Source organism: Cyclobacterium lianum, assembly GCF_900143075.1.
Classification (GTDB): domain Bacteria; phylum Bacteroidota; class Bacteroidia; order Cytophagales; family Cyclobacteriaceae; genus Cyclobacterium; species Cyclobacterium lianum.
The window spans coordinates 258,898-280,890 of sequence record NZ_FRCY01000005.1; the positions used below are offsets into that span (position 1 = coordinate 258,898).

At 44.9% G+C, this 21,993-nt stretch carries 17 protein-coding genes; 4 read left to right on the forward strand and 13 right to left on the reverse strand.

The genetic code is table 11. From position 1 onward, the window contains the following. Positions 1–295: 295 nt before the first annotated feature. From BUB19_RS10325 to BUB19_RS10335, 3 genes are all read right to left on the reverse strand, one after another. Positions 296–2,917 (reverse strand): DUF7133 domain-containing protein, encoded by a 2,622-nt coding sequence (locus BUB19_RS10325; RefSeq protein ID WP_245802823.1) that lies wholly within the window; start codon positions 2,915–2,917, stop codon positions 296–298. A gap of 152 nt (positions 2,918–3,069) precedes the next feature. Then, entirely contained in the window at positions 3,070–3,762 is a 693-nt protein-coding gene (locus BUB19_RS10330; RefSeq protein WP_073094456.1) for a phosphoadenylyl-sulfate reductase, read from the reverse strand. A gap of 120 nt (positions 3,763–3,882) precedes the next feature. Continuing rightward, positions 3,883–5,025, reverse strand: a complete 1,143-nt coding sequence (locus BUB19_RS10335; RefSeq protein WP_245802824.1) for an MFS transporter — start codon at positions 5,023–5,025, stop codon at positions 3,883–3,885. A gap of 387 nt (positions 5,026–5,412) precedes the next feature. Between BUB19_RS10335 and BUB19_RS10340 the strand changes: the two genes are divergently transcribed. Both BUB19_RS10340 and BUB19_RS10345 read left to right on the forward strand, forming a co-directional pair. Further along, a complete protein-coding gene (locus tag BUB19_RS10340; protein WP_073094458.1) occupies positions 5,413–6,102 on the forward strand; it encodes a spheroidene monooxygenase in 690 nt (229 codons plus the stop codon). Beyond that, positions 6,099–7,019, forward strand: coding sequence for a glutamate--tRNA ligase family protein (locus BUB19_RS10345; protein ID WP_073094459.1), 921 nt, complete (start codon positions 6,099–6,101; stop codon positions 7,017–7,019). The genes BUB19_RS10340 and BUB19_RS10345 overlap by 4 nt, the downstream gene beginning before the upstream one ends. Here the strand turns inward: BUB19_RS10345 and BUB19_RS10350 are convergent. Next, positions 6,997–8,205: a Gfo/Idh/MocA family protein gene (locus BUB19_RS10350; RefSeq protein ID WP_073094460.1), complete on the reverse strand. Its 1,209-nt coding sequence runs from the start codon at positions 8,203–8,205 to the stop codon at positions 6,997–6,999. The genes BUB19_RS10345 and BUB19_RS10350 overlap by 23 nt on opposite strands. Before the next feature lie 252 nt (positions 8,206–8,457). On the opposite strand from BUB19_RS10350, the gene BUB19_RS10355 reads away from it, so the two are divergent. Together BUB19_RS10355 and BUB19_RS10360 are read left to right on the forward strand one after the other, a co-directional pair. Beyond that, entirely contained in the window at positions 8,458–11,523 is a 3,066-nt protein-coding gene (locus BUB19_RS10355) for a PVC-type heme-binding CxxCH protein (protein ID WP_084097171.1), read from the forward strand. Positions 11,524–11,633: 110 nt separating this feature from the next. Further along, entirely contained in the window at positions 11,634–12,527 is an 894-nt protein-coding gene (locus BUB19_RS10360; protein ID WP_073094462.1) for a hydroxypyruvate isomerase family protein, read from the forward strand. Positions 12,528–12,803: 276 nt separating this feature from the next. Here BUB19_RS10360 and BUB19_RS10365 read toward each other — a convergent pair whose 3' ends face one another. From BUB19_RS10365 to BUB19_RS10405, 9 genes are all read right to left on the reverse strand, one after another. Beyond that, complete coding sequence (locus tag BUB19_RS10365) at positions 12,804–13,970, reverse strand: glycosyltransferase family 4 protein (RefSeq protein ID WP_073094463.1); 1,167 nt, start codon at positions 13,968–13,970, stop codon at positions 12,804–12,806. 85 nt (positions 13,971–14,055) lie between these two features. Then, positions 14,056–15,108, reverse strand: a complete 1,053-nt coding sequence (locus tag BUB19_RS10370; RefSeq protein WP_073094464.1) for an NAD-dependent epimerase — start codon at positions 15,106–15,108, stop codon at positions 14,056–14,058. Between the two features lie 44 nt (positions 15,109–15,152). Continuing rightward, a complete protein-coding gene (locus BUB19_RS10375) occupies positions 15,153–16,838 on the reverse strand; it encodes a capsule assembly Wzi family protein (RefSeq protein WP_073094465.1) in 1,686 nt (561 codons plus the stop codon). Positions 16,839–16,878: 40 nt separating this feature from the next. Continuing rightward, a complete protein-coding gene (gene pssE / locus BUB19_RS10380; protein ID WP_073094466.1) occupies positions 16,879–17,334 on the reverse strand; it encodes a PssE/Cps14G family polysaccharide biosynthesis glycosyltransferase in 456 nt (151 codons plus the stop codon). Next, positions 17,331–17,828: a PssD/Cps14F family polysaccharide biosynthesis glycosyltransferase gene (gene pssD, locus BUB19_RS10385; protein ID WP_073094467.1), complete on the reverse strand. Its 498-nt coding sequence runs from the start codon at positions 17,826–17,828 to the stop codon at positions 17,331–17,333. The genes pssE and pssD overlap by 4 nt, the downstream gene beginning before the upstream one ends. After that, the gene (locus BUB19_RS10390) at positions 17,828–18,700 is read right to left on the reverse strand and encodes a glycosyltransferase family 2 protein (RefSeq protein WP_073094468.1); all 873 of its coding nucleotides are present in this window, start codon (positions 18,698–18,700) and stop codon (positions 17,828–17,830) included. The genes pssD and BUB19_RS10390 overlap by 1 nt, the downstream gene beginning before the upstream one ends. Position 18,701: 1 nt before the next feature. Further along, positions 18,702–19,895, reverse strand: a complete 1,194-nt coding sequence (locus BUB19_RS10395) for an O-antigen ligase family protein (RefSeq protein WP_073094469.1) — start codon at positions 19,893–19,895, stop codon at positions 18,702–18,704. Next, complete coding sequence (locus tag BUB19_RS10400; protein ID WP_073094470.1) at positions 19,888–20,844, reverse strand: glycosyltransferase family A protein; 957 nt, start codon at positions 20,842–20,844, stop codon at positions 19,888–19,890. The genes BUB19_RS10395 and BUB19_RS10400 overlap by 8 nt, the downstream gene beginning before the upstream one ends. Beyond that, entirely contained in the window at positions 20,837–21,967 is a 1,131-nt protein-coding gene (locus tag BUB19_RS10405) for a Wzz/FepE/Etk N-terminal domain-containing protein (protein ID WP_073094471.1), read from the reverse strand. Before BUB19_RS10405 ends, BUB19_RS10400 begins: the two co-directional genes overlap by 8 nt. Positions 21,968–21,993: the final 26 nt, after the last annotated feature.

Below are 21,993 nucleotides of genomic sequence, written 5' to 3' on the forward strand. Positions count from 1 at the left end.
TATACGGTTAGGTCCCTGAACCTTTTTCTTTGGGGTCAAAAACCATGTAGACGCTACCGCCATCGCGAGCGCAGGGAAGCGATCTGATTCGAAGCGAATACATCACGTCCAGACATTATGTTGCGGTCAGCAATTTGCTCTGGTACCCGTTCAGACTGTCAAAAATCAGCTCCTGCAGAAAGGAGTTTACAGTATGGCTAAAGCTTCTTTTAATGCTACTCGTAATTCGAACACATTCAAAAAAGGGCTTGCCGATTAGTGCAAGCCCTTTTTCCTGAATAATGTTTCCTCCCACTTATTTTTGCTCAGAAAGGTAGGTGATCAGCGAAGCAAACTCTTCATATGACAAGGCATTGGCCAGCCCAGCCGGCATCATGGAATTTTCCATTTCTTCCCGGTCCTTGATATTATCAGCAGAAAGCGTAAATGCCTGGCCTGCTATATTTCGGATCACCAGACGATCCGCGCTTTCTTCTGTAACAAATCCAACATAAGTCTTGTCATCTTTCGTATTGATCATCACTGTGGCGAATCCCTGAGAAATAGAGGCGTCCGGTTTTAAAATGGATTCGGCAATCTGCTCCCGGGTCATAATACTGCCGATCTGCCCCATAAAAGGCCCTTTCATTTGTTCCCCTTTTTCTATACTGTGACACGCTTTGCATCCTTGCTGCTCGAAAATGGCTTTCCCTTTTACGGCCTCACCCTTTATCTCCTGCATGGCCAACAAAATATCCTCGATGGATGACTCTCCGATCTGACCTTTTTGGTTTTTGATCTTTTCCAAATCTACCTCAGGTTCTTCCAGAACTTCTGTTACCGTATAATCCCCACCAAATTCGGTTATTCCCATTCGATTCTTCTGGTTCAACATGGCAATAAAATCCTTGTCATTCTGAGTACCATTGTCCCAAAGTTGTTGAAACAATTCCTTAATTCTGGGAGATGCAGACCAAAGCACCGATTTGTAATAGGGACCATGGGTGTCGGGCCGTGTACCCCACCACCAGGAACCATCATACGGAGCCTCTTTGGTGTATAGCCTGGCCAATACCGTAAGGATACCATTTTTCAATTCCATATCCTCAGTACCAGCACCATTGTACCTGGCGATCAGCCCCTCCACTGCTTCCTTCGTATGCATGTACCGCAATGCCCAGAGGGCAAGATCTGAGTTTCCTGAGCCCACTTCCTCAATAATTTCCTGATCTGCACCCAATTGAACCAGTGCCCTGACAGCGAGGTGAGGTATAATAATTTCTGCGTTGGGACGGGCATGAGGGCCTTCCTCACCGAATGCCGGCGCCTGAAAAGAATCAGGCACTTCGATCTCCATTAGGTGGGAAACGGCAGCTACATCTCCGATCCTGCCCAACGCGATAATCGCAGCGGCCCTCACCCTGGGGTCGGCATCAGCCAAAGCTTCAACGAAAGGCTCGATGGACAATTCGTTTAAATATGCCTTTCTATCAGTAACTGCCCTGATGGCGTATTCTTTCATGGCAGGATCGTCCAATAAGCCCATCATATCGTCAAGCCCTGACACTCCATTGATCTGTGAGAATGCATACATGGCTGCCACCCGGGCATAATCGGGGGCCTGTCCGTCGCTGGCGATTTCCCAGGCTTCTGAAGCGGCCTCATCGGTGCCCCGCCTCACCAGCTCCTGCTGGGCATACAGCCGCACCGTAGCACTGCCTTCAGTAAGCAGCTCAGCGAGATCATCTTCATCGGCAGAAACAAGATCAGGCATCTCACTAAACTCGAGTACCTTGGGCACCACCCGCACGACAAACCCTTTCTCATCATTTCCTGAGTAACCTGCACCATCCCAGGCTGCCATAAACATCCTTCCAGAGCCATCAATGTCCAGATCAGTGATCTGTGGCAATTTAAAGAATTCTTCTTCCTCCTGGGTGTAGGACGGTCCGTCTGCCGTCACCCTGTGTATATACAGTTGGTTTCTTCCCCAATCGGCCATCATGGGCACATTATTGTAGGCCTCGGGCCAGCGCTCGTCGTCCATAAATAGTGCGCCGGTACCGGATCCACCTCCTACGTCCACAAGTGCCGGAATGATCTCTTCGGTAAAATGTTTGAACAAGACCGGATAACCGTACTCTCCGGTCTGGATCTGATGGATAAACCTGATATTCCAACCTCCTCCGTCATTGGTGTTGCCCCTGGTAAACATGTTCATGTAGGGGTCAATCGCCACATCGTAAATATTTCTCAGACCATGGGTATACACTTCCATCTCGGTACCGTCGGGGCGAACACGCAGTATTCCGCCTCCAAGCATGGTCATTTCATTACCCTCGCGGTCTACCGCCCCATGAAATCCAAAATCACCTACGGCAATATAAATCCAGCCATCTATACCCAGGCGAATGCCATTTGTGGCATGGTCTGTTCCCCTTCCCTGCAAAAATTTTGGTGAACTAATGTGCTGAATCAATGGCTTTGAGGGACCATCAGCCACACCATCTTTATCCTTGTCTTCAAAAACCACCAGATCCATACCAGTGGCCAGACTATCTTCCATGGAAAAGACAGTATGCAACACAAATAGCTTATCCCCCAGTGGAATGATCCCCCGGGGATTGTCTACTTCTGCAAAAACGGTGTTTTCATCGGCAACACCGTCGTTATTCACATCCAGCAGCTTGACTATTCTTCCTTTCCCTGGGGTTTTACCGAGAGAGCCGATAGCATCCACCCCTACATATACTTCCCCATAAGGTGACACCGCGAGGCAGGCCGGGCTGGGGGTCAGTTCCGGTCCGGAAAAAGCCTGGACTGCCAACTCCTCCGGCCAGCCCAGCGTCTGGCTTAGAGAGTCCAGGGATGATGAAGTTGTGCTTTCAATGACCTCAACTTTTCGTTCCGGCTTACAAGCCAGTATTATAGAGATCATGCATGCGAGTATAAGGGGCCTTATCATAAATTATTGATTTTTTGCGCGCGAAAATTATAGAAAAAGGAAAGCCCATCCAACAAATGGATGGGCTTTGTGTCAAATTTACGCTTAAAATTCCATAGCTGGTCCGGAAGGATCGCTGGCAATGATTATAAATGTAATCCACACTCCGTTTTGGGACTGTTGTTCCACCTGCCGCTGCGGTCTTCTCCCGGTACGGTGCAGTGTTTACATCCGATGGAATGGTAGCCAAATGCAATCAGGGGATGAAAGGGCAGCTGATGTTCTTCTATATATTGGTCCCGCTCCTGTTCTGTCACATCCAGTAAAGGGTAAAATTTCAAAATTCCGCCGCGCTCCTCAAAAATATCCAGACTGGCACGGTGGTCACTTTGCCATCGCATCAGACCCGATACCCAAACAGAAAATTTGCTCTTGATGAGCTCCAGGGGCTTTACTTTATTGATAGAACAGCAGAGTTCCGGATCTGTTTTCCAGGTCTGATTGGTACTTGTATACTCATGATCCTCCTTTCCCGCACTCACAGAGGCCACATTCAAGCCATACAACTCGGTAAGCTTTTTCTTGTATTCGAGGGTTTCGGGAAAGTGGTATCCCGTATCGATGAAATAAATTTTTTGCTTGGGGTTGCATTTGGAGAAGACACTTAGCAGCAATGCCGAAGTGGCGGCAAATGAACTCGTCAACATCACCTCACGCTCTTCAAAGTCCTCGTACAATTGTCGTACCCTCTCCTCCACGCTCAGGTCGTGGTACCTGTCATTCAATTCCTTTATTTCTTCTTTTGAATATATTTTTTTTGAAACCAATGACTCCTGCATGCTATTGTTCTTTTATTCTATAAAACCTACCGATTTGGTTGGGTAATAAATTTTCGTAAAAATAAGCATAAAAATTTAAAAACCAATAGCCACATTTCTTAATCTATATACCATTGATATTCAGGATACTGCAACTGAAAAATTTTCTTTACCCAGCCATACCCAGAAAGAGATCAGCAGTCCAACCAATGAGATCAGTGCAAAAGATCCCTGTAGTCCTACCCATTCGGCTATAAACCCAATCATGGGAGGCCCCAGCAGAAACCCGAAAAAAGAAATGGTGGATACCATGGCCAGGGCGATGCCCGGCGAATAGCTGGAAGCATTTCCTGCAAGGCTATAGGTCAGGGGCACCACAGCTGCTGTCCCAAAACCTACCATCAGAAAACCCGGTATCACTGTCCAAATATTGGGAAGCAAGACCGCCAACATCAGACCGGCAAAAACCGCCATTCCAGAAAACTGTAACACCAATATTTTGCCAAACCTGTTGGCCAGCTTATCAGCAGCAAACCTGCCCATGGCCATTGCCCCCATATAGGCCACGTATCCAGTCGGAATCAGGCCCGATGGGGCCTGAACCACTTTGGCCATGTATACTCCGGACCAATCAAACATGCAGCCCTCGCACATCATGCCACAAAATCCTACCATCCCCAACTGGATGATCACCTTGTCTGGTTTCTTCCAGTGAAACCCGCCCCCAGCTGTTTCTCTGTTTTCAGGCTCAGAAACTATTCCCTTTTGAAAATACCCAATCAGTAGGGTTCCTATCAACAAAACCAATAAATAATGCTCTCCCGGAGAAAATTCAAAATACACCATTATGGCGCCTATACCTGCACCAAAAAACCCGGCCAGGCTCCACAATCCGTGAAATGAACTCAGGATGTTCCGTCCATAGTCCTTTTCTATCCCCAGGGCCTGGGTATTCAATGAAATGTTCATCATGTTGCCCATTACTCCAAAAATAAAAACCATTGTTGCCAAAACCAGCGCGGCCGGCGACAACCCGATGGCCAATAGTGCGAGCACATAAAAAGACATACCAATCAGCACCACCACCTTACTGCCAAACCTAAAGACCGCCCAGGCGGCCATCGGCAGGGCCAGGAGAGAGCCCAACGGCATCCCCAGCAATATCGATCCCAATTGTCCCTCACTGAGCTCAAACCGCTCCTGAAAATCAGGAATGCGGGACGCCCAGGAAGAAAAACACAATCCCGTAAGAAAAAAGAAGACTCCGGCTGAAAGTCTCCTCATTTTTAATGTTGCCATATTATGTGGTACAAGTAACAAAGGTAAGGGAGAAATGACTAGGATTTTCAATACTTCCGTCTCCTTTTTGGTAAAAGACTGCAAACTTTTTCTGGAACAAACAGTTTGTTAGGATGAGAACAAAATTTTCGGTATGCGACACAGCGTTGATCCTTTATCAATAATTTGCTGATCAGGCTCTTCACACAAACAATCATGACCTATGGAATTTGTAATTGCCGGTACCACCGTAGCGTTGGCTATATTATTGATCAGGATCATCATCAAGCGTGTGTTTGATTGAAATCAACCAAAATACCTGTATATTCAGTTTTGCTTTGCTAAATTTACCGGTGCTCCCACCGGGCAAATCAGGTACCAGTATTTCCAGATATGCAAACCGAAAATGAAATTGTATCCATCACCTTTTTTGAATATCCCAAAAGAAATCGCTGGTGGGCTTTTAACCAGATGCAACTGGCCATTGCACCCCTAAAAAAAGCCAGGGGAGTAAAGTTTTTTAAACTCATGGGCACGGGAGGCGGCTCCGGTTTTTCTCTCAAACCCGATTTGAAGACCTATGCTTTGCTGATGGTTTGGGAAAACCAGGACTTTGCAAAAAACTTTACCACTTCGGATGCCTACCTGCGGTTTAATCAACAGTGTAAAAGCAATTTTACCTATTGGATGCAGTGCATCCAATCTCATGGCACCTGGCATAGTCAGCAACCTTTTTCCCCTATGGATAAAAAAGCTACTGGTCCGGTCATGGTCATTACCAGGGCCCGTCTGAAGTGGAGCAAGGTATTGCGATTTTTGACCCAGGTGCCGGCAGGCAGCAGAGCTGCCGCAGGAGCAGAAGGTTTGATCTATACCAAAGGCATCGGCGAATGGCCAGCGATCGAACAGGCCACCTTCAGCTATTGGAAAAACCAGCAGTTCATGGAAAATTTTGCCTACCAGTCTGCCCATCGCGACATCGTCCGCAAGGTCAAAAAGGAGCACTGGTACCAGGAAGAGTTATTTGCCCGCTTTGTACCGGTATCCTTGGATCAATCGCAAGCTGCCTCCCCACGGTCATGACGCAGCGCTTTAAAAAAACAAGATTGGCTCCCACCCCCAGTGGATACCTGCATATCGGCAATGTGATCTCCTTTCTGATCACCTGCAGCCTGGCCAGACACCACGGGGCTAAAGTCCTGCTTAGAATTGATGACCTGGACTCAGATCGAGTAAGGCCAGAATACCTGCAGGATATCTTTGATACACTGGAATTTTTGGAGATCCCCTACGATGAAGGCCCCCGCTCTCAGGCAGAGCTTAAACATCATTTTTCCCAAGGACTCCGGATGGATCTTTATAAAAATGTCCTTGAAATTTTGAGGGAAAAAAACCTGGTTTTTGCCTGTGAATGCTCTAGAAAAAAAATCCGCCAACATCATCCGAAGGGCTGGTATAACGGTGCATGCATTAATCGTGGTTTATCTTTGAACGGAGCAAACACCTGTTGGAGACTCTATACGGGGCATTCCCTGCCCCGGCAAATCAAGCAATATCCCGATTCCATAAAAAGCTGCCATTTGCCGGAAGCGATGAATCATTTTATTGTCAGAAAAAAAGACGGTGATCCGGCCTATCAACTCAGCTCTCTGGCAGACGACATCCATTTTGGTGTTGACCTGATCGTCAGAGGAGAGGACCTCTGGGAATCCACCTGCGCACAGATTTATCTATCGGCCTGCCTCGAAACGAATCCCCTGTCGAAGGTTACTTTTTTTCACCACCCATTGGTCACTGCAGGGAAGCAGAAACTTTCCAAATCATCCGGTGCACTCGCCATTAAAACAATGAGACAAAATGGCTGGAGCAAAGCAGACATCTACAGGCTGGCTGGAAAGGAGTTGCGGCTGAAAACACCTGTGCATTCGCTTGCCGACTTTGAAGCAGCATTCATCACAGATGCAGCCACCGGACTTTTTAATCGTCATAGTCCGGAATAGTCAGCAGATCGCCACCCTTGAGCGCAGATTGATGAGCAATAATGCCTGGCACCGTATAGGCAAGCGCCTCATAAATATCCACCTCCGCCCTTCTTTCCTCAAGTATGGAACTAATAAACTCATGCGTAATAAAGGTGTGAGATCCATCATGGCCGCTATTGTGCCGCATTGGTTCGGGTAACATGTAAGTATTCCACCATTGGGGGAAGTCATAGGCTTCTACCCTATTGCGGGTGTGCTCAAAACCGGCATCATCCAGCCCCAGTTGATCTGCGGCGGTAACCATTGTAGCCAGGTCGGCATGGCCGGTGGGTAGGTAGAGACTCATCTTTTCGCCCCTCCACTCTCCCCTTTCTGCATTTCTCAAGGCCCCCTTCCAGTTTACTTCGACCCTAAACGGATGATTTCTATTGGTTTGAAAAAAAGCCGTTTCATTCCAGAAGGGATTCTGATAAGGGTTGTCCCGCAACAAGCCCTCGCCATCTCCCCAGCCGACACAACTTACCTGCTTTAATCTTTCGCCGGTAACACTGATCAATAAAGCTGTACAATGGGTAGGGTAGTGCATGGGAGGTAATCCATGCCTCCAGGTCGGAGCTCCATTTTCAAACCAAAGTACCTCCAGTCCCGGATGGTTGTATTCCGCTGCTGCGCTGAAAATTTCGCCAAACTTACCCTCCTGGTAGAATTTCCTGGCAGAAATTGTCCCCTGCATGTAGGTGCTGGTCTCTGCCATCATATAGTTTTTGCCGGATGCCAGTACTGCTTCCTTCACCTGCTCACATTCTTCCACAGTCATTGCCAGTGGCACGGCACAAAGTACATGTTTGCCTGCTTTGAGGCTGGCAATGGTATGTGTGGCATGATCCGGAGCGGGTGTTGCCAGAAAAACAGCATCAACCTTTGGGTCTCCCAAAAGCTGCTCCAGAGAGGGGTAACTTTTCCGACAGGCGTAGGTTTCCATCAAATGATCCCTGCGATCCTGCCGCAAGTCACTTACTGCTTCCACCCGGCAATTCGGGTGTTCGTGAAATTGGAATGTAGCACCAAACCTTCCTCCTACGATACCTATCCGCACTTTCCCTTCGGTATTAAGTTTGGTACCCCGGGAGGGAAAAGCTCCCAAACCCAAAGATCCTGCCAACAAGCCACTCTTCATGATAAAATTTCTCCTGTCCAATTTCATGGTCTTCTATTTTTTGAGGGGTAAATGAAGATTAAAGACTTCTGAATTAAATACTGCCTTTTGTTATTCAGGACTATCTGCAACTACATGTGATTGAATAAAACACAATATTACCCAAAAAAACCGGCGATAACTGTCAAAAAAACAGTTAAAATAGTTGGTTTAATCAGGCAAATTTCTGTTTATTTAAGGCAAATTTCTTAGCAAAATTAACAATAACTGCCCCCCATCATGCCACAATTGTTTTGCCGAATGCCACTTTGGTTTTCAATGCTGTTTTTGGTCGTCAGCATATCCTGTAGCCGGGAAAATGACTCTGAAGCTATATCCGATCATCCCTTTGATCAATTGAGCGAGGAAGAAAAAAGATTGCCGGAAAATGCTTTGTTGGGTATCAAAGTCAACGAGCAAGTTCATGCCAGCCTTTTTGCCTCAGAACCCATGCTTACCAATCCTACCAATATCGACATTGATCACAAAGGCAGGGTGTGGGTATGTGAAGCCTACAATTACCGACCTTCCATCACCGGAAACGATACTAAAGCTGAAGGAGACAGAATCCTTATTTTGGAAGATACCGATGGCGATGGATCAGCAGATAAAAGCACTGTTTTTTATCAGGACCCCGAACTCAATGCTCCGTTGGGTATCTGGGTGATGGGCAATCAGGCGATTGTTTCCCAAAGCCCATACGTTTGGCTACTTACCGATACCGATGGGGATGACCAGGCAGACAAAAAAGAAGTGATATTTACAGGCGTAGGAGGAGAACAGCACGATCACGGCATGCATGCCTTTGTATTCGGCCCGGACGGAAAATTTTACTTTAACTTTGGCAATTCAGGTGGCTCGATTCAGGATCGAAATGGAGAGGTACTCAAGGACACCAATGGCAATCCCATCGTACCGGAACATTACAAGGAAGGGTTGGTCTTCAGGTGCAACCCTGATTTTTCTGAAATTGAAGTACTGGGACAGAATTTTCGCAACAACTACGAGGTGGTAGTAGATTCTTACGGTACCCTTTGGCAGTCGGATAATGATGATGACGGCAATAAGGGCGTACGTATCAACTATGTGATGGAATATGGCAACTTTGGCTACAAAGACGAAATGACCGGTGCCGGATGGAGGGCCAACAGGACCAATAAAGAGGATGAAATCCCCCAGCAACACTGGCACCTGAACGATCCCGGAGTGGTGCCCAATTTATTGCAAACAGGTGCAGGTTCGCCCACCGGGATGGTGGTCTATGAAGGCAGGGCTTTGCCGGAGATATTCTGGGACCAGATGATCCATACCGATGCCGGACCAAATGTGGTTCGGTCTTATCCGGTAGAAAAAGACGGGGCAGGCTACAAAGCTTCTATTGTAAATATTATGGAGGGAGACAAAGACCAGTGGTTCAGACCATCCGATGTCTGCGTGGCACCGGATGGCTCGTTAATGGTAGCCGACTGGTATGATCCGGGAGTTGGCGGGCATCAGGCGGGCGACCTGGACAGGGGCAGGATTTTCAGGATTACCAATGCTGCGACTCCTCATGAGCAACCCGAAATATTATTTAACACGCTCAATGGCAGTATGGAAGCATTATTAAGTCCAAATCTTTCTGCCCGCTATCAGGCATGGAAAAACATCCAAGCAATGGGAAAAGATGCCATTCCTGCTCTGGAGAAAATATTTCATGAAAATCCCAATCCACGCTTTCAGGCCAGAGCTTTTTGGGCACTTGCCAAAATGGGACCAGATGGCGAAAAATATATTCAGGAGGCAATCGGTCATGAAAATCCCGATTTGAGGATTGCGGGATTGCGGGCCGCTAGACAGGAAAAAGCAGATCTGCTCCCTTATCTCCAACAATTGGTAAGGGACAAAGAGCCCCAGGTACGTAGAGAAGCTGCGATCGCCCTGCGAAATCTGCGTATCCCCGAAGCGCCGGAACTCTGGGCCACCTTGGCTGAGCAGCATGATGGCGAAGACCGCTGGTACCTGGAGGCGCTGGGCATTGGAGCCGAGGGTCAGTGGGATAGCTTTTACAAAGCCTGGCTGGAAAAAACCGGGACTGATCCCCTGGGCAGCAAAAAGAATGAGGATATTATTTGGCGATCCAGGACTGGCCATGCCGTCAGGCATTTGGCAGAATTGGCTTCAGACCAAAATCGACCGCTCGATGATCGCCTGCGTTATTTCAGGGCTTTTGACTTTAATCCGGACAGGGAGGGCAAGTCGGCGGCACTTGTAAAAATGCTCGAAGAGGAAACCCTACGCAAGGAGAATCAGGAAGAGCGCAGCAGCATCAACAATCTGGTGCTCACCCACCTGGACCCAGCCTATTTGAATCGCTCGGACCTTGCCAGGCAGGCCCTGAGGCAGGCACTGGACGAAAGTGCCGGCACGGAAGCCTACCTGGAGCTGGTCCAAAAATTTGAGGTAAAATCAGAAAACCAGAGGTTGTTGGACATGGCTCTGGCGCACAGCGACAACAATCTGGGCAGGACGGCTGCCGGCTTGCTATTGCGGCTGGATGGGATAAACATGGTCCGGGAGGTATTGTATAGTAGCGAAGAAGAAAGGGTTTATCCCATGCTATCGGTGCTAAAAAGCATCGGTACGCAACAATCCTTACAACTGCTCGAATCCATGGCTTTCGACGAATCTCTACCGTTAAACATCCGTAAAGAAGCCACTGCAGCCATTGGAGGCAGTTATGGGGGTGAAGAGAGAATTCTGGAATTATTGAAGGCCGAGCGGCTCCCCGAAAACCTCATTCCTGCAGCGGTGACCGGAGTAAGTCGTGCATGGAGAAAAAGTGTACGGACAGAGGCGGCCAGCTATCTGGATAGCCCGGCCGGTGATGACAATCCCTTGCCTCCGATGAATGAATTGCTTGCGATGGAGGGAAGTGTAGAAAAGGGTCTGGCTGTTTTCAAAAACCAATGTGCCATTTGCCACCAGGCAGGAGACATCGGAATGGATTTTGGTCCAAAGCTGACCGAAATTGGCAGCAAACTGTCCAAAGAGGCGCAATTCATTTCGATTCTCCACCCCGACGCAGGAATTAGCTTTGGATACGAAGGTTATCTCTTACAAATGAAAGATGGGAGCACCCTGGGTGGAATCATAGCGAGCCAGACGGAGACAGACATAGCCTTAAAAATGCCTGGGGGCAATACGGTACCTGTCAAAACGGCCGACATGAAAAGCATGGAACAGATGGAAAGCTCGATGATGCCCTCGGGTCTGGAAAAGGCGATGAGTACCCAGGAGCTGGTGGACCTGGTAGCGTACCTGATGAGCTTGAAAAAATCGTCTTGAAATACAGGTTCTCTTTCATGAAAACGAGCTGGTCTTAGGCTGGCCCGCACAAGGAAAAGAACAGGAAATCAGGAAAGACATAGGAGCTAAATTGATCAAATCAAAAACACATGAAAAATTACAAGAATAACCCAAGAAGAAAAGCACTTAAGCGCATTGCAGGCACGGGCCTGGCAGGCGTGCTGGTACCTGGACTATCCAGCCGGCTTCTGGCGGCGGAGGCCCGATTGCCGGAAAACTTAAAAGGCAATGTCAATCATTCTGTATGCAGGTGGTGCTACAATGATATTGCATTTGAAGACCTTTGCAAAGCCGCAGTGGATATAGGGTTAAAATCCATCGAACTGGCCGGCCCGGAGGAATGGCCGATACTCAAAAAACATGGACTCGATTGCGCCATGCCCTGGGGAGCCGGTCTGGGCATAGAAAGGGGCTGGAATAACCCTGATCTGCATGAGGAGTTGATCGCAAGCTATGAGGAAGTGATACCAAAAGTTGCCGCTGCAGGCTACAAGCAGATTATCTGCTTTTCGGGCAACAGAAACGGCCTTGATGATGCCAAAGGCATTGAAAATTGTGTCATGGGGCTGAAAAAAGTCATGCCCACAGCAGAAAAATATGGGGTCATCATGTGTATGGAATTGTTGAACAGCAAGGTCAATCATAAGGATTACCAGGCAGACCATACGGCATGGGGCGCTGAGGTATGCAAAGCGGTAGGATCGGAAAAAATGAAGTTGCTCTACGATATCTACCACATGCAGATCATGGAAGGAGATGTCATCGCCACCATCAAAAAATACCATCCCTATATCTCTCATTACCATACCGGAGGTGTGCCTGGGAGAAACGAGATTGATGAAACCCAGGAATTGTACTATCCCGCCATCATGAAAGCCATTCTGGATACAGGATACCAGGGTTACGTGGGGCAGGAATTTATTCCTAAGCGGGAGGACAAACTGGCCTCCCTAAAACAGGGTGTAGAAATTTGTGATGTTTAAAATGCCAGACAACCTGAGTTCGACTGAATTTCGTCAAAAAACCGTCATTCCAAGGCTTAGAGAGGGATTTGAGCGGTGAAAGCCGTTGAAATCTCTGGCCAAACAAGACTGACACACTTTCCCAGCTCTTTTACCCGCAACTAAGGGGTCGCGACGATTCAATTGATCTTTATTGGAGAACTTAATTCGGGCTCAGCTTAAACGCAAAAAGGCCGCTTCTTCAGGAAGCGGCCTTTTTGCGTTTAAGCCTATGTGGTAACATGTAACGTATACGCATTAATTCATGTTAATTTTATTATCAGAAAGGACACTTTTTGAAATTTCCGGTTTGCGTCTGACAAAACGCTTCTTTTTCCGGACTTCTCCTTTTTCGGAGAGGCTGGGTGCTTTTTTACAGTTGCTTTTGATATTTTTTAAGGTCTGTTTGTCCATCCATATACCCAGGGAAACAGCCACCAGGGTCAAGACAGGAAAAAGGATATGGTCATTTAACGCGTAGCCAAAAAATACCAGACCGATAAAACCTAGCTTAACGGTGCCCAGCGTGAGGGCGACCTGATCGTGCTTGAGCCCCATTCGCAGCAAAAAATGATGCACATGGCTTTTGTCCGGTTTTAGCGGGGATTTGCCCTTCAGGCTTCTCTTGATAAAAATCCGGACAGTATCATAAATGGGCACAATCAGAAAAGCCATACCTGCAGAAAAAGGCGCATTCACCTTCAGGCCTTCCCATGGCGCCATGGTGCCGGATTTATCCACAAACAAAATGACCAGCACCACAAGTGCAAAACCCAGACTCAGTGACCCGGTATCCCCCATAAAGATTTTTGCCGGATGCCAGTTGAACGCCAGAAATGCCACTACCCCTCCTACCAGCGTAAAGGATATGAGGCTGTAGGCCGTCATGCCCAGACTAAAAAACCATATCCCCAAAATGGTCAGCGTGACCAGACTCAGCGATCCTGCCAGACCATCGGCACCGTCTATCAGGTTAAAGGAATTGGTCAAAATCAAAATCGCGAAGAAGGTGATCAGAACGCTTATCAGATAGGGGATCTCATAGATACCCATAAACCCGTACAAACCTGAGATACGGATATCTGCCATGACAATGACAAAGAAAGCGGGAATGGATTGCCCGATAAGCTTTTGAGCTGCTGTCAATTCAATGAGATCATCCCTAAGTCCTACGGAAAACATGATCCCCAGGGCGACGAGAAAATATCGGGTTTCCACAATTTGGTCAAAACTCAACCAGGCAAATAAACCGAGGAAGGTAGCAAATATGATCGCAATTCCTCCCATTGAGGGAATACTTCCCGCATGAATTTTACGCCCTCCGGGCGCTTCCATGAAATTGATCTTCTTGAGTAACATGATCAATACCGGGGTCATTAAAAAACCAAAGAAAAAAGATGTAGCCGTTGATAGAAAAATATTCATAGCAAGAAAGTTTTCACAAAAGTAAACATAATGATTTTATCCTATTAGTTTTTTTACCTGAAATTTCATGATAAGCCCAACATACTTACACATTATAGTAGCTTCTGTACCAATCTATAAACTTTTGAATACCAAATGTCACCGGTGTTGCCGGCTTGTAGCCGAGTTGATTTTCCAGGGGTTTGGTATCTGCATAAGTGGCCGGAACATCTCCGGGTTGGATGGGCATCATCTCCTTTTTGGCTTCTTTGCCCAGCGCTGCCTCAATGGCCTGGATAAAGTCCATCAAGCGAACAGGGTTGGAATTGCCAATATTGTATACGGTATAGGGCGCTTTTGATTCGCTGGCATCCCCGGTATCCGGATCCCAATCCGGATTTTCCACCGGAGGATTGTCTACTACGCGGATCACACCTTCCACGATATCATCTACATAGGTGAAATCCCTTTGCATCTCCCCGTAATTAAATACCTTAATGGGTTGGTTGTCCAATATGGCTTTTGTAAACAGAAATAGTGCCATATCTGGTCTGCCCCATGGTCCATATACCGTAAAAAATCTTAGACCTGTAGTGGGCAAGCCAAAAAGATGACTATAGGTATGTGCCATCAATTCATTTGACTTCTTGGAAGCGGCATACAAGGATACCGGATGGTCCACATTCTGGCTGGTAGAAAAAGGCATTTGGGTATTGGTGCCATACACCGAGCTGGAAGAGGCGTATGCCAAATGTTTGATCTCAAAATGGCGGCAAGCCTCCAGAATATTCAGAAAACCTACAATATTGGCTTGAATATAAGCGTCCGGATTGGTCAGGGAATAGCGCACGCCAGCCTGGGCAGCGAGGTTGACGACCTTGTCAATCTTATGCTTCTTAAAAACTTTAAATAGAGCCTCTTTATCCTCCAACTGCAATTGAATAAAGCGGTAATGGGGATGTTTGGAGCTATTTACCTCCTTTCCGTATTCGATGGCTGCCGGATCTATGCCGGTTAATTTCAGCCGGTCGTATTTTAACCGGACATCATAATAATCGTTGATACTATCCAGTCCTATGACTTCATCACCTCTTTCCAGAAGTTTATGAGCCAGATGCATGCCAATAAAACCTGCTGTGCCTGTTACCAGTATTTTCATTTTTAATTATTTGATGACCACTTTTTAATCAATGTGTAAACTAACTAATTGTTACTGAAATTCCATAGATAAACCAGATGGAGATTTCCATGAAAGGACAACAAATGTTTTCCAGCTGGAAATTCAGGGGTGCTGTTGCCGGCACTTTGCCATTGATAATTTTTCCCATTTACCAATTGGAGCTTTGAACCCAGCAACACATTGTCCCATCTTCTATTAAATATAATTCCGGCGCTCAGGTCCACCCAGGGTTGAACTTCTTGCTGTTGACCGAACGCCCTGTAATAAAAGTCCTGATGGTTGGCGATCCGCTCCACTATTATCCCCAACTTGTCGAATTCTTCAACAACCGAAAATTCAAGGGTTTGGCTGTTGCTGCCAGTACCTATCCCCGTGCCCAAAGATTGCCCTCTATTTACAAATCCTCTTACCTGATAGTGTGTGGCCCAGGATGTTCTACCTCCTAAACCTTCATAGCGGATATATCGATTTACGGATTCCTGATGTTGGGTTACTTCCCCCCTAATTTGGAAAAACTTATTTTCTTTGGTTAATGAAAAAAGCTTTTGAAAGCCCATCAAATAGGCCCTTGCATGCTCCGGATTCATCACTGCCTCCCTCCAATCATAAGAGTGATCCCTTCTCCCATATTCCGCATATACCTCAGCATTGGCAGCCTTATTTACCAAACGAAAAAATATTACAGCTTGTTGATCCCTTGCTTCATTGTCAAAGGTCAGGGTATTCCCATCTTCAAAAAAGTTCTTCTTTTGAAAAGCATCAAAAATAGGAAAATAGTCCCTGAATTTGTCACCCCTATTTTCATTATACTGCTGAAACGTTCTTAAAAAGCCCAGAAAAAAGCCAGGGACCCACTTTGGTTGATAGCTTATCATGAAGCCGTTCAAATACCTCCAATCCCCTTCAAAAGGGAGAAAATACCTGTCATTCAATTGAGGGATTTGTGAAGCTTCCCGTCCAGAATTTTCTAACCTTCCCACCAATACCTGCCCTTCAAAATTACCAATAGGAGTTTTTGCCGGCTTGATGGTATTTAGTGTCAAATAGGGAAAACTTTCTGCATTATTTGAAAAAGTGAGTGAGCTCCATTGTCCCGGACCCCACCAAACAGAACGTGAAGATACGCCGATTTCAAATGCTCCAAAACTTGCTGTAAAACTTGACTGGCCCCACCAAAACCTGTTATACCCTCCATCCGAAAAGGTTTCCGGAGTATCATCATTGTTCCAATAGTGAAACCGGGCCCTTTTTACGGCCGGTGAAAAACTTTCAGGAAATCCCTTAAAAGGCTTATCCTGGGAAAAAACAAATTCTGGTTGTAGCTGGAAGTTTAAAAATCCCAACCTGGCAAAAATCCCCCCGCTCAGGTATTGCTGAAATCCGCGCCCAGGGGGAATACCAAAATCTCCCCAACCATAGGGCCTCTGCCCGTTAAAGATCTGATTACTGACTAATGGAAGGATGGAAAATTCAGAATGGCTTCTTTTAGATTCGGACTTGTTCTTTGATCCAATTTCAGCCGTAATCTGGGGACGAATGGAAAGAACTTCTTTTTCCGCCGTTTCTTCAGAATCGATCACCTGCTGCCTTCTGGAAAACTCCTCTAAAATAGCAGTGCCCGGTGCCAGAACCTGTGAAAAAGCATTTATATGAAAAAGGAGAAAAATGAAGGTAAAAACCCACCATTTTCTAAAATTTATCACCAACATACTACCGTAAAAAATATCAATTAAAGTAAAAAGGAACAGCCTAATTTCCGCTGACGCTAAATCTGAGGATTTCCCCTGTTTTATCAAAATCATGTTTTTCAAAGGGCAATAAATCAATTCCTTTAATTTGTTGCAGGGCATTGAAAAGTTCATCAAAATCAATGACCGTCAAGGCATACCCATTATTCCCCATAAAGGCTGCGATATCCAATTGGTGGTTATCTGTTCTTTCGGTATTGGGCACAATGATGATCCTCTTCCTCAATTCCAAAAGTTTGTAAATGGTCCCTGCCCCGGCATGACAAATTATCACATCACTACTTTGGTAGTATTGATCTATTTTTTCAGAAAATGAGAAAAATGGATGATTTACTGGCTTATATGCGCCATCAGCAATCTGGAAAGTGAAAGCCATATCCGAAGGTAAAACCAGCTCATCGAGGTACTTTATCAAAGAATCAAATCTGGTTGTACCCACTGTTACCAATATCTTCATAATAAACCCGAGTAAATTGCTTTTGGATAAAACTTTTCCAGGGATCTGTTTTGTATATAAAACCTGTCCGCCAGGCGATACATGACTTTTCCGGCATAGGATTGGGTTTCAAACCTGGACCAGGTTTCAATAAAAATGATTTTGGATTTTAGCATCTTAAATAGCATGGAAAACGGAATAGCCAGTCCCGGTCCTGTAGAAATTACTGACACTACCTGATATTTCTTCTTAATACGAAAAAAGCAATGGAGAAAATTGAAATATTTCTGTGGGATTTTAAAAAAATTGGCTGCAGAAAAATATTTATTTCTGAATGGCGGCTGCTCAAAATTTTCAAGGACAAGATGATGCTCAATGGATGCACCACTTTCTGTGATGGCGATAAAATCAATTTTTATTTCCGCATGCTGCCGATCCATTTTATTCAGTAGCCTTTCCATTTGGGCTTTGTGCCCACCAGAACCATAAATTAAAAGAATTACCTTAGGCTTCATTACTTTCCGAGCAGTTTATAATAAAATCGATGCCTGAAATATTTAATTGCCAATGGATCATCAATTCGTCCCACCTTTTGTTTAGATGCTTCCTTATACCCATTGATGTACTGCCTGGCATCCACCTTTTTTCCTTTGAGAAACATTCTTGCAGCTCCTGCCCACACATACAAGTAAGGTACGTGTCGCATGTAAGCAGACTTGCCATAGTACTCGTAACCAAATTTTGCTCCTCTTTGCCTCAATCGAACTTCCAAATCAGGAAATGACCGCACTTTCCAATCCATCATGATGGCTTTGGCAGCAGATACCGCATCCTGAGAAACTGAAATCTTATAACCTGTATCATTTAAACATTTTCGCCTCCAAACCCTGAATCCACTAGGTGCAAAACTCCTATTTACATAACTGGTAATGATTTCGCTTCCATAATCTTCAAGTTGACGGGCAGCGGAAGCTATACCTAATTTGGAATCCTTCCTGAAATTTTCCAGAAGGCTTCTGTAATAGTCCTTTTCCGGAACTACATCACTGTCCAAAATACCCACAAAATCATAATCAGCTTTATTTTTCTTTTCGAGATCAAAAATTTGTTCCAATCCAAATTTGATGATTCTGCTGTATTTTGGGCCAAGAGCATAACTTTTTTCTACATCTTCGTAGTCCACCCTTTGTACTATGGTATTTTTAAATGCAGAAGGATGATTGCCCAATTCCTTTTCAAATACCTGAACAGTATCATCTGTACTTCCATCGTTGATAAAAATCCATAAATCAGGTTTGCGGGTTTGCTTGGCCATCCCTTGAATCAAATTCCGGATGTTCTTGGCCTCATTTTTCGCCGGTGTAACTATCGCAAGTTTGTCGCCCATTTTAAACGTCTGTTTTTTTTAATTTCTCCTCCTTGTGCTTGATAGCTATTATTGCCAGCAACAACCACCAAAGTGTATTCAATACAACGATATTACCAACAATCATTCCTAAAAATATAGCTGCAAGTGCTGCATAAATGGCAAAATACGTTTTAGAATGGTGTATTATAGAGGCTCTTCTCATTCTGGACAAAGCATAATACAGGGCAAATAAAAACATGATCAGTCCAAATATGCCAAATTCAAGCAATATCCTTATATAATCATTGTGTGGTTCTCTTATACTGCTTTCTAAAAAATAAGGACTTGCCAGGGATGCAAATTCCAGCCCCATACCAGTATATAGGCCATCCTTTGCTACCAGCTCATCGTACATCAATTTCCAGGTCACAATTCTCCACACCAGAGAGCTGCCTCCTCCCGCCTGATTTTCGGCCAGCCTTTCAGAGATCGATGTTACATCCGTCAATTCCTTGATCCTGTTTTGCATCAAAAATGCTGCTCCGGCCAGAAAAAATGGAAATATTAAAATGGCAAAAATCTTCTGCCATCTCCGGGCATAGCGAAGCATAAATAAAAACAATACCAGCAAAAGGCTTATAACGCCACCCATGCCACCTAAAAATGATGAAAGAAGGAAAATTAGAAACGCAGCGAAATAATACCTGTATACGACTAATAAAATTGCAAAATAAGGCACCAAAAAATAACTGAAATGATTTGAATTGATAAAGGTTCCGCTAGGTCTTTCCATTCCCATAAACAAAAACTGAAATACTGCCAGCACACTTTCCAGCAGTACGACCAGGGTATATAGTATGAAAATTTGTCGGAAAGACACTTTGCTATAGTAGGCCAAGATAAAAACCGCAAAATAAGAAAAATAGCGAACCACCCCTCTGATGCTGAAGAAGGGTTGATTGTGCAGGTAGACCGCATTCAAAAAAGCATATCCAATCAACAGGAAAAAAAAACCTGTGTAAAATAGTAAGTATTTTGGTATACTCAATTTGAACAACAATAAAAGGAAAAAACCTCCCAAAAGGGCCAGCCCTACTACTGCACCCAGTCCTGATCTGTCCACGAGTATTCTGAAAAACAGGAGTACGACCAGCAAAACAGAGAAGAAATCCCACTGGAGAACTTCCTTTAATCGGATGTTTTTTGGCAAAGAAAAATGCAATTTATCAATCATATTTACCTCTGCTGAGGAAGCGGTAAAACCGGGCTGTGAGCCCAGAAGGCAATACAGAAGCAAGAGTAATGACTCTTCCTTTCTTATTTAGGTATTTCCATTTGGTCTTACCCCATAGGGGTCCGGGTTTTTGCCCCACTCTTAGGGTTTGAAGCCACCTGCTCACCACCCTGGCATTTAAAAACTGAAATAACAGCGATTTAACCTCTTCACTTTCTGCTTTTTCCGCCAGCAGTTTAACGGTATCTGCTTCACAACCCAACTCAAAAACCTGGGTTTTGGTGACCATATTTACGGAATCCCTATGATAAATAACCGTTTTCTGTGGAGACCAAAGGGCCAATTTCCCCCAATAAATAGCCCTTAACCAGGTATCCACATCTCCGCCGCGCTTGCACCTTCCTTCAGGAAAACCTGAAACAGATTGTAGCAAAGACTTGCGGATACCCAATGCCCCCGTCCAGAAAGGTGGAAAGCCATCCCTGCTGTTCACTAAAAAAGATTTAAGGTCAATTTCGTGCACACCTTTGGTTTGGTGTTTTCTATGATATGCACTGTCAAAAGATTTACTGCTGTCTTTTCCATCAAAAACATCTATCCATGAAGTAGATACGATTGGAATATCGGGGTTAAGCTCAATTAGCACAGAGAATGTTCTCAAGTGGTTCGGTTTCCAGGCATCATCAGCATCCAGAAAGGCAATCCAGTCATAACAAGCTTTTTTTATTCCAAGATTTCTTGCAGCATATCCTCCTGGCCCCGGAGTATTCCTTTGGAATACTTTTATGCGATCATCCTCAAAAGAAAGTGCTTTTTCATGGCTCCCATCTGTGGAACCATCGTCGACGAGTATCAATTCAAAATCTACAAAATCCTGGTTTAAAACCGAATCTACAGATCTATCCAGGTGGGGGAATTTATTGTAGATGGGAATAATAACACTAAACATCTGAAAAATGAACTTTTAATAAACGATAAACCAATAGTCCAAAAATGAAAAGAAATCCTATAACCCCTCCTAAAAATAGAAAAGCAATACCCAATAAAAGATACTTAGGCTCACTAGGTATGACTGGAACCTGAGGCTTCTGAAAAATTGTCAGCAAAGGCCTGGCTTCCTGGACCTTTATCCGAGATTGCTCCAGCTGTTGCGCCAGGGAATTATACACGTTAAATTCCAGGTTAAAATCAGACTGCAATCTGTCTTCTTCGGTTTTTACCAGTTGTGAATTGATTCCTCTATTGCTGTCCCTGAATTTAGCGAGGCTATTTTGTGTTTTTTCTACACGGATTTTGGCCTCTTCCGTCCTTTCCTTGATAAAATTAAAATTTTTCAACTCTTTCTCCAAAATAATATCGGTAAGGTATTCCTTCAAATGTCTGACCAATATGTCATTCAGCATGGCGCTTGCTAAGGATTCATGCATTTTGGTTTGGATGACCAATAACCTCTCTTCCTTTTCTACTACTATTCGCTTTTTTAGCTGACTGATAGTTTTTCGTTCAGCAGGCTCAAAAGACAATATATTCTGTTCTTTTGAAATATTTGTTTTGTCAGGGATAGCCACTGGCCCTTGCTCAGAAGAAAAAAAGTTTGATTTAATGAAAGACGGAAGGCGTAATAAATAAAAATAAAAATGATGTTTTTCATATTCATTTACAAAATCGAGTAGGGTAATACTGTCCTGAACCTCGTCCAAATAAACTTTTTCATACATCAGGTTTTTCAAAAAGTCACTTTCCATTAATAATTCCGGTATCAATTCAGCTGGCAAAGCCTCAGAATTCTGATCCCCAAGCCCCAGGTTGCCCAATCCCGATATAGAAGCCAAACCTCCAAGAGCCTTGTTATTGAGTCCCGCAGGCTGTTCCATTAGCAGCTTCGAAGTAGTGGAATATTCAGTTGGAGCAGTTATCAAATACAATAGACCCAAACTGAAAATAAAAAGGGTAATCAGCAGGATCCATTTTTTAAAACCAAACACAACTTTGATCAGCGCCTTCAAGTTGATCTCTTCTTGTTTCAGTGATTTCAAAATAAATACATCCAATTCTTTGATATTACCTTTCATCTATGCCTTGTTATGAATATTAAGAT

What these genes read in the sequence shown, in the direction of transcription:
- BUB19_RS10340 (WP_073094458.1), top strand. Translation starts at nt 5,413, where the DNA reads ATGCAAACCGAAAATGAAATTGTATCCATCACCTTTTTTGAATATCCC.
- BUB19_RS10355 (WP_084097171.1), top strand. Translation starts at nt 8,458, where the DNA reads ATGCCACTTTGGTTTTCAATGCTGTTTTTGGTCGTCAGCATATCCTGT.
- BUB19_RS10365 (WP_073094463.1), bottom strand. Translation starts at nt 13,970, where the DNA reads ATGAATATTTTTCTATCAACGGCTACATCTTTTTTCTTTGGTTTTTTA.
- BUB19_RS10335 (WP_245802824.1), bottom strand. Translation starts at nt 5,025, where the DNA reads ATGAGGAGACTTTCAGCCGGAGTCTTCTTTTTTCTTACGGGATTGTGT.
- BUB19_RS10395 (WP_073094469.1), bottom strand. Translation starts at nt 19,895, where the DNA reads ATGATTGATAAATTGCATTTTTCTTTGCCAAAAAACATCCGATTAAAG.
- BUB19_RS10345 (WP_073094459.1), top strand. Translation starts at nt 6,099, where the DNA reads ATGACGCAGCGCTTTAAAAAAACAAGATTGGCTCCCACCCCCAGTGGA.
- BUB19_RS10390 (WP_073094468.1), bottom strand. Translation starts at nt 18,700, where the DNA reads ATGGGCGACAAACTTGCGATAGTTACACCGGCGAAAAATGAGGCCAAG.
- pssD (WP_073094467.1), bottom strand. Translation starts at nt 17,828, where the DNA reads ATGAAGCCTAAGGTAATTCTTTTAATTTATGGTTCTGGTGGGCACAAA.
- BUB19_RS10400 (WP_073094470.1), bottom strand. Translation starts at nt 20,844, where the DNA reads ATGTTTAGTGTTATTATTCCCATCTACAATAAATTCCCCCACCTGGAT.
- BUB19_RS10330 (WP_073094456.1), bottom strand. Translation starts at nt 3,762, where the DNA reads ATGCAGGAGTCATTGGTTTCAAAAAAAATATATTCAAAAGAAGAAATA.
- BUB19_RS10405 (WP_073094471.1), bottom strand. Translation starts at nt 21,967, where the DNA reads ATGAAAGGTAATATCAAAGAATTGGATGTATTTATTTTGAAATCACTG.
- BUB19_RS10325 (WP_245802823.1), bottom strand. Translation starts at nt 2,917, where the DNA reads ATGATCTCTATAATACTGGCTTGTAAGCCGGAACGAAAAGTTGAGGTC.
- BUB19_RS10375 (WP_073094465.1), bottom strand. Translation starts at nt 16,838, where the DNA reads ATGTTGGTGATAAATTTTAGAAAATGGTGGGTTTTTACCTTCATTTTT.
- BUB19_RS10360 (WP_073094462.1), top strand. Translation starts at nt 11,634, where the DNA reads ATGAAAAATTACAAGAATAACCCAAGAAGAAAAGCACTTAAGCGCATT.
- pssE (WP_073094466.1), bottom strand. Translation starts at nt 17,334, where the DNA reads ATGAAGATATTGGTAACAGTGGGTACAACCAGATTTGATTCTTTGATA.
- BUB19_RS10370 (WP_073094464.1), bottom strand. Translation starts at nt 15,108, where the DNA reads ATGAAAATACTGGTAACAGGCACAGCAGGTTTTATTGGCATGCATCTG.
- BUB19_RS10350 (WP_073094460.1), bottom strand. Translation starts at nt 8,205, where the DNA reads ATGAAATTGGACAGGAGAAATTTTATCATGAAGAGTGGCTTGTTGGCA.